Origin of the sequence: Veillonella rodentium, assembly GCF_900187285.1 — a bacterium.
Taxonomy (GTDB): domain Bacteria; phylum Bacillota; class Negativicutes; order Veillonellales; family Veillonellaceae; genus Veillonella; species Veillonella rodentium.
This window is the reverse complement of sequence record NZ_LT906470.1, coordinates 495840-510733: the sequence shown is the minus strand read 5'-3', so window position 1 is coordinate 510733 and position 14894 is coordinate 495840. Positions and strand designations below refer to the sequence as shown.

General features: G+C 45.9%; 16 protein-coding genes and 1 tRNA gene. 4 read left to right on the top strand and 13 right to left on the bottom strand.

The features are described from left to right. Positions 1–19 precede the first annotated feature (19 nt). The 10 genes from CKV62_RS02190 to CKV62_RS02145 all read right to left on the bottom strand — a co-directional run bounded on the left by CKV62_RS02190 (position 20) and on the right by CKV62_RS02145 (position 9493). On the bottom strand, positions 20–883 hold the full coding sequence (locus CKV62_RS02190) for a hypothetical protein (protein ID WP_095065361.1): 864 nt from the start codon (positions 881–883) through the stop codon (positions 20–22). 141 nt (positions 884–1024) lie between these two features. After that, complete coding sequence (locus tag CKV62_RS02185; protein WP_095065359.1) at positions 1025–1792, bottom strand: SDR family NAD(P)-dependent oxidoreductase; 768 nt, start codon at positions 1790–1792, stop codon at positions 1025–1027. Positions 1793–1803: 11 nt separating this feature from the next. Then, positions 1804–2598, bottom strand: coding sequence for a TSUP family transporter (locus tag CKV62_RS02180; RefSeq protein WP_095065357.1), 795 nt, complete (start codon positions 2596–2598; stop codon positions 1804–1806). 58 nt (positions 2599–2656) lie between these two features. Beyond that, positions 2657–2962 (bottom strand): YerC/YecD family TrpR-related protein, encoded by a 306-nt coding sequence (locus tag CKV62_RS02175; RefSeq protein ID WP_038117953.1) that lies wholly within the window; start codon positions 2960–2962, stop codon positions 2657–2659. Between the two features lie 9 nt (positions 2963–2971). Continuing rightward, a complete protein-coding gene (locus CKV62_RS02170; RefSeq protein ID WP_095065355.1) occupies positions 2972–3625 on the bottom strand; it encodes a methionine ABC transporter permease in 654 nt (217 codons plus the stop codon). Continuing rightward, entirely contained in the window at positions 3606–4652 is a 1047-nt protein-coding gene (locus CKV62_RS02165) for a methionine ABC transporter ATP-binding protein (RefSeq protein WP_095065353.1), read from the bottom strand. Before CKV62_RS02165 ends, CKV62_RS02170 begins: the two co-directional genes overlap by 20 nt. 143 nt (positions 4653–4795) lie before the next feature. Further along, positions 4796–5653 carry an aminotransferase class IV gene (locus CKV62_RS02160; protein ID WP_095065351.1) on the bottom strand — a complete coding sequence of 286 codons (858 nt, stop codon included), beginning with the start codon at positions 5651–5653 and terminating at the stop codon, positions 4796–4798. Positions 5654–5822: 169 nt separating this feature from the next. Further along, positions 5823–6938: an acyltransferase gene (locus CKV62_RS02155; RefSeq protein WP_169835170.1), complete on the bottom strand. Its 1116-nt coding sequence runs from the start codon at positions 6936–6938 to the stop codon at positions 5823–5825. A 16-nt stretch (positions 6939–6954) separates the two neighbouring features. Then, entirely contained in the window at positions 6955–8754 is a 1800-nt protein-coding gene (locus tag CKV62_RS02150) for a DUF4127 family protein (protein ID WP_095065347.1), read from the bottom strand. Between the two features lie 112 nt (positions 8755–8866). Further along, the gene (locus CKV62_RS02145) at positions 8867–9493 is read right to left on the bottom strand and encodes a trimeric intracellular cation channel family protein (protein WP_095065345.1); all 627 of its coding nucleotides are present in this window, start codon (positions 9491–9493) and stop codon (positions 8867–8869) included. An 83-nt stretch (positions 9494–9576) separates the two neighbouring features. Between CKV62_RS02145 and tadA the strand changes: the two genes are divergently transcribed. The 4 genes from tadA (at position 9577) to CKV62_RS02125 (ending at position 12028) form a co-directional block, all read left to right on the top strand. Further along, positions 9577–10077 (top strand): tRNA adenosine(34) deaminase TadA, encoded by a 501-nt coding sequence (gene tadA, locus CKV62_RS02140; RefSeq protein WP_095066694.1) that lies wholly within the window; start codon positions 9577–9579, stop codon positions 10075–10077. Beyond that, positions 10031–10121: transfer RNA gene (locus CKV62_RS02135), tRNA-Ser, on the top strand. The genes tadA and CKV62_RS02135 overlap by 47 nt, the downstream gene beginning before the upstream one ends. Before the next feature lie 85 nt (positions 10122–10206). Then, on the top strand, positions 10207–11397 hold the full coding sequence (locus CKV62_RS02130; protein WP_095065343.1) for an MFS transporter: 1191 nt from the start codon (positions 10207–10209) through the stop codon (positions 11395–11397). Between the two features lie 85 nt (positions 11398–11482). After that, positions 11483–12028 (top strand): hypothetical protein, encoded by a 546-nt coding sequence (locus CKV62_RS02125; RefSeq protein ID WP_231968355.1) that lies wholly within the window; start codon positions 11483–11485, stop codon positions 12026–12028. Between the two features lie 303 nt (positions 12029–12331). On the opposite strand, the gene CKV62_RS02120 is transcribed toward CKV62_RS02125, so the two are convergent. The 3 genes from CKV62_RS02120 to CKV62_RS02110 form a co-directional block, all read right to left on the bottom strand. Then, positions 12332–13576, bottom strand: a complete 1245-nt coding sequence (locus CKV62_RS02120) for an L-cysteine desulfidase family protein (protein ID WP_095065341.1) — start codon at positions 13574–13576, stop codon at positions 12332–12334. A 1-nt stretch (position 13577) separates the two neighbouring features. After that, complete coding sequence (locus CKV62_RS02115; RefSeq protein ID WP_095065339.1) at positions 13578–13949, bottom strand: RidA family protein; 372 nt, start codon at positions 13947–13949, stop codon at positions 13578–13580. Between the two features lie 140 nt (positions 13950–14089). After that, on the bottom strand, positions 14090–14893 hold the full coding sequence (locus tag CKV62_RS02110; RefSeq protein WP_095065336.1) for a hypothetical protein: 804 nt from the start codon (positions 14891–14893) through the stop codon (positions 14090–14092). Position 14894 lies beyond the last annotated feature (1 nt).

The following is a 14894-nucleotide window of genomic DNA, read 5'->3' as shown; positions in this document are numbered from 1 at the left end:
CACATTAATCCTTCAATGCTTATCTGCGAAATTCGTCAAACTTGGCCCTTGTGGTTTCCCTTACCGTAGAGATCGCCTGACCCGCAGATTCCTTAGCAGTGCCTACGACGTTCGTAGCCGTGGTTTTCGCATTCTCCACAGCCACTTGAGCCGAAGCCTTTGCTACCTCCACTCCGCCTTTAGCTAATTCCTTAGCAGTCTCAAATCCGTCCTTCGCCGATTCGTATTTTTCCTTCGCCGCATCGGACACCTTTGCCACAACTTCAGCGGCATTATCATGGAGTTGATACTTCGTTTCGTTATTCCACTTTTCAATGGCCGGACTTACCTTATCATCATAGACCTGTTTCAAAGTTTCCTTCGCCAGTCCTGTTTCATTGGCAATACCGGCCCACACGTCGCGTTGACCTTGCGTGAAAGGAATGCTGGTCGCTGCATCGCGGGCAATTTCGGAGGCCATCGCTTTGCCGTTTTCAAAGAATTCCGCAACCATGGGTTTGTAGCGTTCAATATCGGAAGGCATACCGTCCTGAATCCAGATATGTGCAATCTTGCCGATTGCATACGTCAATCCGATAGCCACAGGTATGCGGACAGCTTTCACAGGGATCAATAAGGATATAGCGGCAGTCGCTACAGCCGTACTCAAACCACCTACAAAGCCTACAACGGCACCTGTTTGTAATTCTACATCATATAAATGGGCAATGCGCGTTACCATATATGTTGCATTAGCACATAGCGCAACATTACTGAATTTTGGAGATAAAGCCAATGCTGCCGCACGACCTGCCCCCCAGAAAATAAATTGTTCAACTTGATAATCACGATCTTGAGAACCGTCCATAAGAGGCTCAAGTGTTACGCCATTATATTCCGCCATAATTATTCTCCTTTGTTGTGTACCAACTATAGGTCATATTATTAGTATTATTATACCATTCTATGTGTAGAAGTGAAATGAAATTTTATATTTGCCACCGTAAATGGTTTATATCGAAAAGCATCATTATGAGGGAAATCTTTACCAACTTGTAAGACCTCCGTCTATGGTCCACGCCGCACCGGTTACGAACGAAGCCTTACGGCTCAACAAGAATGCGATGACTTCACCGATTTCATGCGGTTTTCCGATGCGTCCCAACGGATAATGCTGCCCCATTTCCGCCTTTGCGGTTGCCATATCCTGATGAGCATGGGCGATTTGTTTATCCACCAATGATGTATCTACATCCCCGGGACACACGCAATTGACCCGCACCCCGTGGGGCGCCATTTCCAAAGACAGTGATTTAGTAAAGCTGACCACAGCCCCCTTAGATGCGCCGTATACGGAACATGCCACATTTCCTTGAAGCCCCGCATCGCTGGCCACCGTTACGATACTGCCCTTCGCTAATCGTAAATAAGGCAACGAAGCCTGGCATAAGAATACGGTGCCCTTCACATTGGTGCCGAACATCTCGTCAAAAGCGGCTTCCGTCACATCCGCCAGAAGTTCTTCTTCATAATACCCCGCAGCAGTCACGAGTGCCGAAATACCGCCGAAGAAATTTACCGTTTCCTTTACAATACGCTGACAATCTTCTATTTTCGATACATCACCTTGCACAAAGCGCACTTTTGACGAAAAGCGGCGCAATTTCATTTTCGCCTTCTGCCCTTCCCGTTCATTACGACCGTTGATAGCTACGCACCAGCCGTCCTTCAACAATAGTTCCGCCGTAGCAAACCCAATGCCCGACGTACCACCGCTAATCAATGCCACCTGTACATCACTTTTATGAGGCATACCTAGCCCTCCTATAAGTTCGTAATATAATCAAACACCAATTTTATGAGCATGACAGTCGTTACCAATAAAAACACGACACGCACCAGAGACGAACCTTTCATGATGGCCAGCTGCGAGCCTATATACGCACCGATCACCTGACCGACGGCCGCCGCCAATCCATAATAAATTTGTACATGCCCAAGATAGAAAAACACAATAAGCGATGCTAAATTACTGGTAAAATTTAAAATCTTCGCATTCGCCGAAGAGTGAAGAAAATCAAATCCCGTAAAAATAAAACCCATGATGAGAAATGTTCCGGTCCCCGGTCCGATAAAACCATCATACATACCGATGCCAAGGGCGAAGGCCATACAAACATATAAAGCCCGTCCCATCACTTGCGATGTACGGTTCACCTCGCCCCAGTTTCTTTTGAACACCACAAACAGCGTCACACCTACAAGAAGAATGATGATAATGGGTTTTACATAGAGCGGCGGCAGCGATACGACAGCAACGGTACCGATCATGGAACCTATAAAGGTAAACGGTAAAAGTTTACGAACCAGGCTGAAGTCGACCATACCGTTGCGCAAGAACGTGATGGATGCGCTGCCGGCGCCAAAAATGCTGGATAGTTTATTACTGCCGAGAGCCACGCTGGGCGGCAAGTTCGTAAGCAGCATAGCCGGCACGGAAATGAGCCCGCCACCGCCGACGATGGAGTCCACAAATCCCGCGAAAGCGCCTGCCACACAGAGCAACATAAGCACTAACATATCATAGGGTAATCCCGTTATTCCTATTAGCCAATCCATAGATTTCCTCTTTTCACATAGTACAGCAACGGTCGCCGAAGGCCACCGTTGTCATGCTTTATGTATTTGATTGTACCCCGAGTCGATCTAAGGCCAATGTGTATCCATCGGCACCATATACCAAACATCGTTTCACACGGCTGATTGTAGCCGTACTGGCCCCGGTTTCCTCTACAATTGTTTCATAGCTGTCACCGGAACGCAACATTTTAGCCACTTGCAAGCGTTGAGATAATGCCTTGAGTTCGTTGACCGTGCAAATATCCTCAAAGAACGCATAGCATTCTTCAATATTTTTCAAGGTCAGGATAGCGGTGAATAATTCATCATTTTGTAGGCTTCTTAATTTCTCATTTATGCTCATAAGTACCTCCTATTTCTTATTCATCGCTTTAGATAGACCGTCACCGATCATCTGAATTACCTGCACGAGGATAACCAAAATAATGATAGTCGCAATCATGATATCCGCCTGAAAACGTTGATAGCCGTACCGGATGGCAATATCACCGAGACCGCCGCCGCCGATAGCGCCGGCCATCGCCGAGTAGCCGATGAGGTTCACGATAAGAACCGTTACATTGTCGATAATAGTCGGCAAGGCTTCCGGCAACAATACCTTCCAGATAATCTGAATCGGACTGGCCCCCATCGATTGAGCCGCCTCGATAACACCGAAGTTAATATCCTTAATCGATGTTTCCACAAGACGTGCCAGGAACGGAATAGCCGCCAAGGTCAACGGCACGCAGGCCGCCGTCGTACCGATAGAAGTACCCGCCACCATACGTGTAAACGGGATGATGGCAACCATCAAAATGATAAACGGTACGGAACGAACCGCATTGATTACGGCCCCCAACACCTTATTCAAAGCGGCATTTTCGAGAATATGTCCCTTTGAAGTAACAACGAGAATAACACCTAACGGAATGCCCAGTAACATCGCCATTACCGTAGAGACAACGGTCATCTGCAATGTATCCAAGGTACCGGTTATGAGTAGATTAATGACTTGCTCTGACATAACCGATCACCTCGCTTTCAATTGGCAACGTTCTGATATACTCAAGCCCTTCCTGCGCCCTTTCAGGGTCACCGTTCAATATGACGATAAGACGCCCTACACTCGTATCCTGAATGTAATCGATGCCACCGAAAAGAATGCTGACATCTAAATCGAACCGTCTTACGAGTCCTGCCACGACAGGTTCATCTGTAGCTTGCCCCGTAAATTTAAGACGTACCAGCGGTGCAGTACCGCCAATCCATTGATCATGCAGTTCCAGATGTGCAAGTGCTTCAGGAGGCAGATTATCACTCACGACGGAACTAATAAAGTCCTTTGTCGTATTCTCGCGAGGATGTGTGAACACCTCAATAGTGCTGCCTTCTTCGAGGATTACGCCGCCTTCAATGACAGCCACCCGGTCACAGATTTCGCGAATAACATGCATTTCATGAGTGATGAGGACGATAGTAAGCCCCATCTTCTCATTGATATTCTTCAGTAATTTTAAAATGGAGTCCGTCGTCTGCGGATCGAGCGCGGATGTCGCTTCATCGCAAAGGAGAACCTTCGGATTGGACGCCAATGCACGGGCGATGCCGACACGCTGCTTCTGACCGCCTGATAATTGAGACGGGTAATTATTCATACGTTCCGTAAGGCCAACGATATCGAGAATCGGCATGATACGTTCCTTGATTTCCGATTTGTTCATGCCTTGCAGTTCCAATGGGAACGCTACGTTATCGTATACGGTACGGGATGATAACAGATTAAAATGTTGAAAAATCATGCCGATTTGTTTGCGCGCCTTACGCAAATCGGATTTTCCAAGATTCGTTAAATCAGTTCCGTTTACGATAACGGAACCGGATGTAGGCGCTTCGAGCATATTAATGCAGCGAATCAATGTGGACTTGCCGGCACCGGATTGACCGATAATACCGAAGATTTCACCTTCCTTGACGGTAAGATTGATATCCTTCAAGGCCTCCACACGATTAGCACCTTCATAGACTTTACTAATGTGTTGTAATTCTATCAAAATACTATCCTTTCTTATGAAAGTAAATGCTAAACTAGTTTAACCTGACCACAGGTTATCACAACAGAGTACACCAATAACATTATTTTTAATAATGCCGGAAAACCGGATATCTGTTTATACAACGGATACCAAGACACCTGTCAAGGGAGCCCTTCTTCCATCAACTTTTGTAATGCTTCTCGAAGCCGTAGTGTGACGGCACCCGGTTTACCACCGGATACAGGATTGCGATCCAGTTTGATGATTGGAATAACACCGCCAATCGTATCGGTAAAGAATAATTCATCCGCATCATCCACAAAGGCGCGGTCGAATTCCTTTTCAATAAGTGTAATGCCTAATGACGGTGCAACACGGGTCAGAATCATTTGACGTGTAATCCCCTTTAAGATGTGATTATCCGCCGGATGCGTGTACAAAATACCGTCTTTCACGGCAAACACATTCGACGTCGCACCTTCTGTACAAATATCGTCACGGAACAAAATGGCCGTATAAGCAAATTTCTTTTCCGCCTTTGTTTGAGCCAAAATATTCGGAATCAGGTTGGTCGTCTTAATATCCACATGACCCCAACGTTCATCAGGTAAGGCAATCGCCTTTACACCTTCCCCTAATTTATTAACCGCTTCCATGTCCAGAATACGGATGGACATAAGCATCTGCGGCTCCAACTTAGACCGATCATAGGCATGATGACGCGGGGCTACGCCACGAGAAATCTGCAAATAAATATACCCGTCCTTGATTTCACTTTGTTCAATCAGTATCTCATGCAACTCCGTCAAATCATCAGGTGTCATTTTAACAGGAATATCCATTTCACGCATAGACCGATACAGGCGATCCTGGTGATACGATAAGGCAAAACAACGTCCATTTACAACGCGTACCACTTCATATACGGAGTCGCCGAACAGATAGCCTCGGTCATCAATACTGACTACCTTGGCGCCGGCTTCGACGAATTCGCCGTTAAAATATGTTAATTCTTGCATAGGAGCACCTCTTTTTCTATATCGTTACTCTATTTCTAATAGCAATCATCATGAATTTATTATATCATAATTGCTTTTAAATTTTCACACTTTACTTTGTGAAAGATAATATTTTTCCATAAAAAAATCCGCCGGCATAGCATAGCAAAAAACTATGCCCGGCGGATAATTATCGGCCCAATACAAAACGTCGCACCTGTTTAGGCAACTGATCCAACGCAAGGGTCGTCAGATACGACAAGCCCAATGCCATGATATACATGGCGACAACGTGTATAACCGTATATGTTAAATTATATTTTGCCATCAGACCGGACAGGATGAGCAGCCAAAACGGATGAACCAGATACACACCGTAGGATGTATCCCCGATTTGAGACCAGAAGGCCTCCAACGTCACGTTGAGCGGTACCGTCTGAAACAAAAACAAGCTGAACAGAGTACCGAGCCCCGTATAGAGAACCCCCATCGGACTCATTTGATGTACCGTATAAATTGCTTCAAGCACGGTGTAATGCCATACATCCATCACATAGTAGTAGGCCCCCAGCATGAGCAATGCCGAACCCACCGCACCGACGGCCAATGCATAGCGGTAACGCCACATATACTCACGCACCACATCATATCGCTCGGCACAAACGGCACCCAAAAGAAAAATCCAAACATAGTGAATCACCCAGTAATTGAGGCGCATATCTAAAAGATATTTGATAGCCGGCCGGTCGCCGAAATATTGTGTCACCCACGCCCCGAGCATGTAAGATGATACATAATCGATACCCACCTGTAGCACCAAAAGAACCGACAGCCACAGCACGGGCCGTTTCAATATGACTTTCACCATGACGCGCCATATCGGCATCATCACATAGAACCACAAAAGGATGACCATAAAATACAGATGGTACATGGATGTGCCGAACAACATATTCACGGCCAGCGGTCCCGGATGCAGATTCGCGAAATTATGAGATGTCGCCGCTGCATAAAGCAGATAAAACAACGACCATACAATATATGGAAATAGCACCACCTGAATGCGGCGGTGCATAAATTCCTTATATGAGAATGGTCCCTCTACCGAGGTGTGATAAAACAAACCGAAGGCAGAAAGAAAAAAGAACGCAGGAACTCCGAAGCGTGACAGAATTTCCAGCACGCCGATGAGCTGTAAATTTACAAAAGGATTTTGCAATGCATAGGCCCCTACGTGAATGCCGATAACACCGAGCATGCAGAGTCCGCGCATATAGGTAATTTCCGGTAAAAATGCCTTTTTCATAACCATGCTCGTTTCATTAATGTCCCGGTGCAGCGGCCGGTGTCGGCACAAGACGAGGACCTTGAGAAGTCGTAGCCGGTTGTGTTACCACATTCGAAGGCGCTGTTTCTGTTTTTTGTTGTGTCGGTTGTGCAGGTTGAGCCGGTTGCACAGCTTGTCCATTTTGACCTGTCGCTTTTGCCTTAGCCTCTGCTTCCGCCTTAGCCTTCGCTTCTGCTTCGCGTTTTAGACGCAATTCTTTTTCAAGAGGAACTACCGGTTTATCATAAACGGTGATATCCGTTTCAAATAAACGACCCCATGGGAATGTAGCTTTCACCGTACGAGGATTTACCTTAAGATATTTTTCAGCGAAATCCTGAATGCGTTCGCCGAGATAGCTTTCAAGACGTTCATTGAGCTCGCCCGAATAGCGGACGTTATCCGTGCGGATAGAATCCTGCATCCGGTAAATATCCTTACGGATATTCGCCTGATAAGCCCAGTTATCCAAGTACTGTTGCGTCAACATGTTGCGATGGCTTTCAGGGCTCATAGTTTTGAGCAGCAGGCCTTGCGCAATCGCATAACCTACCGTATTACTTGCCGTATTCCAGCCGTTATAGGCAGCGATTTTATAAAGCATATCGCGTTTATACATAGCGGATACCAATGTATTGTCCGCACCATTATTATAGGCGATATCCGCAACACTCACATTGACACCGGAATCAATCGCCTGTTGAATGCGATCGACAAAGGCATTGGTGGATTTAGAGATCATCGGGAAGTTTTCAAAGTTTTCAGATTCCCCCGTACTTGTTGTAAGCGGTGTATTCACAGCCAATAAAACCGTCGGCTTGCCTTGCGTTACCATCGTACCGCCTACAGCCTGCACGTGTTCCGCAATCGTCTTATCAACGGTCTGATCTTCGTATCCAGGCAAGGTTTTACCGGCGCCGCCGAGAGGATAAATCACGGAGAATGTCGGTTTTTCCGCACTTTCATCGGTACGGGAACGAGCCATCAACAACAAGCCGAGTTGATCGGCCCCCGGGAAGCTGCCATATTTTTCAACAGGAATATCCTTTGAATAGGAATTCAGATAGCGACCTTCCAACGCGGACTGAGATAATTGAGATGTATCATCATGGCCCAATGCGAAATAATCGAATACGCCGCTGCGGGTTTCATCAATTAAGCCCTTATTGACCTTCATGTTCTTTTGACGACGTTCAAACCAGTCCTGCAGATATTCCACAGGCACGGAAGCTTGAAGGCTCATCAATTTTTGCGTTTCCTCCTGCGTCAAGGAACCTGCATCCATCTTGTCCTGCAATGCGGCAATTTGGAAAATAGTCGGACCGTATTCGGCGTAATATGCCGGCTCCGTACCGCCACCGCTGGCACGAGGGGAGCGCATTACCGTACCGAAACCGTAAATGCGCACATTTCTATGACGCGCCTTTAAGCCTTCAATTCGTTTCAACCGATTTTGCAATACACTGAGAGGAATATTATGCTTACGAGAATCAACAAGACCGCCGTAAATAAGGGAGTCCGTACTCAATACCATAACATCTGCACGACCGGCATTCTGTTCGACCCAGTCCCAGATTTTGTCCGCCTGACCTTGATAAGTCTTGCCGGAAATCAGATTCTGAGGTGGTGTCAACACGGTCATCCCCGCTTCACGCGCCGTATCAACGGTGTACTGTAAACTTACAGGACGATCATCTTGCGGTACATACAAAACGGTTTCCGCATCAACATAGATGGACGTACCTGTAGCAATAGCTGTTGCCATGAGGGCCACTTTCAACCACTTATTAGTCATATATAAACTCCTTCTCCATAGGCGGGCCAATGTAACCCGCAGAAATAACTGCTTTATAATACCTTTAATTTCTGACAGTTTTATGAAATCCTTATTACTACGATTATAGCACTTACCGAACCTTTGGCAAACTCCACCGATATTTGATGGCCAACAGGCGTATAATGAGAACGATACTGAAAGAGCCATACACGGCCTGTCCGGTCCAGCCGTACATGACCATAACGTAATAGACGATGCCGCCGATAATGCTGGGCAAGGCGTATACATCTTCTTTCAGAACGGACGGAATGCGCTGCGCCAGCATGTCCCGAATAATGCCTCCCCCGACGGCGGTTATCGTCCCGAGAAGAACGATAAAAATCGGTAAGTCCGGATACAATGTATAGCCCGCAGATGCGCCGGTCACCGTAAAGGATGCCAACCCCACCGCATCGGCAAACAGATAACTGGCCCGACTGCGAGGCCCCATCACCTGCCGTCGATATCGGCTGCTGTAGATAATAAATACGATAATCGTCACCGCAATGACCACCGTTACATACACGATATTCCGCAGCGAGTTCGGCGGAAAATAGCCGAGCAATACATCGCGGACAATACCGCCCCCGATGGCCGTCGCCAGAGCGAGAACGGACATACCGAAGATATCCATTTTCCGCGCCACCCCCACAAGGGCGCCGGATACGGCAAAAGCAATCGTCCCGATCATATCGAATATATACCATATAATATCCATAATTCCCCCACACAATCTATTCGCATAACTCTTCACACTATGATAGACTTTATGTAAAATATTATACATGAAGAGGTATGGTCATGACAAAAGATGAACAATATATGCAAGAAGCCCTCATTGAGGCCCGTAAGGCCTATGAATTGGGCGAGATTCCCATCGGAGCAATCTTGGTACACGACGATACGATTATTTCCCGCCATCACAACCGCCGCGAACTGGATCATGATGCGACGGCTCATGCCGAAATTCTCGTCATTCGCGAGGCCTGTGAAAGCCTGCAGCGTTGGCGGTTGACTGGATGTACCCTGTATGTTACGATAGAGCCGTGTCCGATGTGCGCCGGCGCCATTATCAACAGTCGTATCGACAGGGTTGTATATGGTGCGAGCGATTACAAAGGAGGCGCGGTAGAATCACTATTCAATGTGCTATCTCATCCCGGATTAAACCACGAGCCGGAACTCACGGCAGGTGTCCTCGGCGATGAATGTAGCCAAATTATGAAAGATTTCTTCAAAGAGCGCCGTAAAGCACGGAGGAGTACCCAAGAGGCTGAAGGGTCCGCACTCGAAATGCGGTAGGTCGGGCAACCGGCGCGGGGGTTCAAATCCCTCCTCCTCTGCCACATAACATGCACAAAGCGCTAACGCAAGTTAGCGCTTTTTTAATAATATATTTATCATGTTTATCCTTTAAGGGAAGTGAAATTGATGCAGAAATTCTATCCTTATCTGATTACCGTGAGCCACATGATTAATGATTCATGCCAGAGCGTGTTGCCCGCCTTATTACCGTTATTTATCTTCACCTACGGTCTCACGTTGGAACAGGCGGGTTTCCTCATTTTGGCCAACACCGCTTTATCATCTCTGTTACAACCCTTATTGGGTTACATTTCCGACAAGATTCATCAACCTCGACTCATCGCATTAGGCGTATTACTGTCCGCCTGCAGCATCGGTGTAATGGGTATTGTGACGTCCTATGAAAGCCTTCTTATCTGCGCCACATTAGCAGGTATCGGCTCCTCCATCTTTCATCCGGAAGGCGCCAAAATCATGAACCGCCTCGGCGGAGGCAAAAAAGGTAAGGCCATGGGAACCTTCGCCATCGGCGGCAGTTCGGGCTTTGCCTTCGGACCACTTTTTGCGGGGGCCATCGCTTATACAGTAGGACCTCACGGGCTGTTAGCTTTCACCGTCGTCGGAATTATCGTTTCAGTCATTCTATGCATCCTTATGCCGCGCATCGAAGCCCATGCGAATACGATTGAACAGGCCGTCATAACCAGGAATCATACGGTCCCGGCCGTTCCGCTCAAAAATTACTGGATGTATTTCGGCATTCTGTTTATCATCATCCTGTCTCAATCTATTAACTTCCGCGTTATCAACGCATTCATTCCTGTGTTCTGGACACGGGAACTGGGAACGAGCCCCGAACAGGGCAGCTTTGCCCTCACCGTATTCTTCAGCATCGGTATCTTTATGACCTATATCGGAGGTCTGCTTGGCGACAAATACGGACCGATTAAAATCATCCGCCTGTCCCTCCTACTCTGGCTGCCGTCCATGTTTCTGTTGCCGCAAGTGCCGGAATTTTCCGCCACCATTATGTTACCCCTAGGCTATCTTCTACTGGTTATTATCGGTGCAGCCAAGGCGCTCAGCTACAGTCCCGTCATCGTGTTGGGGCAAACCTATTTAGCTAAAAGCATCGGCTTTGCCGCAGGCGTCACCCTCGGGGTGAGCCAAACAATCGGCGGCATCATCGCACCTGTTGTGGGCAACATCGCGGATACATACTCCTTGCCGGTGGCGATGATGACTCTGGTGCCTTTCCTTCTCGTAGGATTGATAGCATCACTATTCTTAAAAGATCCGAAAAAATGGGAAGTATAAGACAAAAGCGGATATAAATAAATTAACGTACTAAAAAGCAGTTACTTCCAGTTGGAAATAACTGCTTTTTAAAAGGAGTGCACATTTGGAAAATACGATTTTGGAAAAATATGAAACAGGAAATTTTTCTAGTATATATGTGGGATCCAAGCCAACTATCAAATTGGCTATGCTTAGATTGGAAAACTTTATATCGTATTATCTAAAAGGTCCGGGTGGAATAGATTATAAGTCCAATATTCTTACTATTAATTCATATGCTCGTGAAATTTTTTATGTAGAACAAACTGATGTCGACAAATTCGAAAACTGGACAGTATACTATGACGATGAAAACGACTGTATCGCTATAAGACATTGCTATTGGGATAAAGCCTTAGATCGGGACATGATAATGGCGGACGAGAAATTAAGAGCTGATGTTAGGGATAACGGTATTGTTGGTGCAGTTCCACATATTAATAATGAAACGGTCATCGACGTAAACGAAAGTAGTAAAAGTAAACTTTTAAATACAATTAAAGGCCTTGATAACGTAATATCGAAAATGACGATAAAAAACCTTTGTAATAATTTAGATTATCACAAAGGGGATTACAAAATCTCCAGATCCCATAATTTAGACGTGTGATTAGAAACTATTATTAACGATGAGCAAGTCAAAATATATTCAAAAATACGCGACCTGACTAATCTAATATCCGATATCTTATCACAACCGATGGATACGTCATCAGAATATAAAATCTCCTTTGACTATCAACTGTCACCTATTGATGTACTAAAAAATACCTTTGCAATCAAAAAATAACTAAAGAGTAATAAAAAACTATTGATAAAATGCACCCGTTTAATAGCGGGTGCATTTTCATCATTTAGTAATGTATTATTTTCTATTTAGTATCGTTAGTTACTTACTAGTATCGATACTTTCTTAATGTTTCAGCATTTCATTGAGTATAACCACATCGGTTTCTTTCATGCCTTGTGCCACGACACCGATGCTGCGGATGGTTTCATCCACGGAATACGCCACGAGGCCGTCGCCTTTTTCGTAGTTTTTATTGAGACGGGCCTGTTTATACCCCATAAAAGCGCCGTTCAAAGAGATTGCGATTTTACCGGCACAGGATGGTTTAGCGCCGTCACAGACGATTCCGGACAGGCTCGCCAGACCGTTCACGAGGGTATTTCCGATAATTTCTTTGCTTTCACCCTTCAGAAAGGCTATCCCGGCAACACTGACGACACCGGCGGCTACAACGCCGCAGTAAGCGGATAGTTTGCCGATACCGGTTTTAACGTACAGCGTCAGAAGATTGGCAAAAACGAGAGCCCGATACAGTTCTTCATCCGTTTTCTGCAATTCTTCAGCAGTCGTGATGATCGGTACCGACACCGTCAAGCCCTGATTGCCCGATCCGGAGCAGATAACAACGGGTAACGGACATCCGCTCATACGCGCATCGGAACCGGCCGCAGCACGGGCCTTGCACTTAGTTTCAAGGGATAGATTTTCCTCATCAAGCAACAGGATTTGCCCGATATTAGCACCGTAAGAGTTCTTAAGGCCTTCATCCGCAATAGCCGAATTATAAGATATCTGCTGTTGGATTTGAGGAATAATTTCAGAAATATCGCCTGTCTTGGCAAATTTATAAATACTGTCAAAGTCCATAGAGCAGGTATCCGACTTATTTTTGCTTTCATCGGCGTGCTCGGAGATAACCTCACCGTCAAGCGCCAGATATGTCACATTGGTATGGTCATTTTCGATACGTATTACGGCCGTATGGTCATCGCTTTCAGCAACGATCTCGATATACAGATTGTCTACGCCCTCGGCCAGTTCTACGGTACAGAATTCGGATTCCGTCAACGTGCCGAGCCGTTTACGGTCTTCATCTGTAGCCGCCCCCAGCACCTCGAGTTCACGTTCCGGATGTCCTACAACAGCACCTAGAACGATGGCGGTAATAAGTCCTTTTCGCCCCCCGGAATTGGGAATGACTACAGATTTTACATTTTTAATGATATTTGCACTACAGCGTGCATGGATACGATTAGGAAATTCAGGTAAAACAGAGGCGACCTTTGCTGCCCCGTAAGCGAGCGCAATCGGCTCAGTACAACCGAATGCAGGTCGCATCTCTGCCTGCAACAACGAAACAAAATCCATATTAGACTTCCGCAATAATTTCCACCTCTACGGAAACGCCCAATGGAAGATCTTTTACGGCTACACAGGAACGAGCCGGTTTAGATGTGAAATACTTGGCATATACTTCGTTAAACGCCTTAAAATCACCGATATCCGCCAAGAAACACGTAGTTTTTACAACTTTAGAAAAATCCGTGCCGGCCTCAGTCAATACGGCTTCGATATTTTTGCATACCTGTTCAGTTTGTTCCTGAATGCCGCCTTCCACAACGGTTGCCGTAGCCGGATTGATAGGTACTTGTCCGGATGCGAACAAAAAGCCGCCCGATACCTTTGCCTGGGAATACGGTCCTACTGCTGCCGGTGCTTTGTCTGTGTGAATTGTGTTCATAATCAATCTCCTTTTCTAAAAATAAAATACTATATAAATTAGTCTTGCCCACAAAATGCCATTATTACACTTCACAGTAATACTTATACATCATAATTTTTTATGATGTATGATTTGTGAAAGCAACGAACCATTATAAACTATTTAATGGACTTGAAAGCCTTATCAAAAATCGGACTGAAATAATCGCGTTGTACATCGCTTGTAAGGCCGATATACAATGTCGGTTTTCCCGGTTTCATCACGAGAGCCGCTTTGGCATAATACGGTGCCTGCCAACCGCTACTATTCAGCAACAGGCGGGAACCCACCGTATACGTCTGATATTTTGTAGAGTTCAATCGTTTCATCGGCTCCGTATCCTCTACCGTAAGCGTAGTTTGTGATTTAGGGGTAACGCTAACCTTTTTAGGATCGCGACCGGATACGTTAATCGGTTCATTTAGAGGAATTACCGTAGTTTGTTTCGGCAATACATTGTTCACAGATGTCAACATGAGCTGTTCCATCGCCGGATCTAATTTACCTTGGTCTAACATCCCCATAACCACCGCCATATTCGGATTCATGGAGCGACCTTTATTCATTTCCTCAGCCATGGTCTTAACATCGACAGCGACCATAAAGGCATCCTTCTGACCGGTCTTATCATTTCCTTGTAATTGGTATGCATCATAGTTTACACCCAGATTCTGTAAAAAGTTCACCACTGACTGTTCCGGAGAAACCAACATAGCATTCGTTTTATTTGCAGATGTATTTAATGCCTTTTGAGCCTCTGTTAATGCATAGTTACGGGTATTCGTCTGAGATGCGGTCACCATCGTTACGTCATTAGGTACCGTCATCGTTCCCGCCAATGTATGTACATCCTTTGCCACGCCTACAGCCGTCAAAGTCCCCATTAAGCAAGCGGTACATGCTAATACTTTCAAAGATTTCATA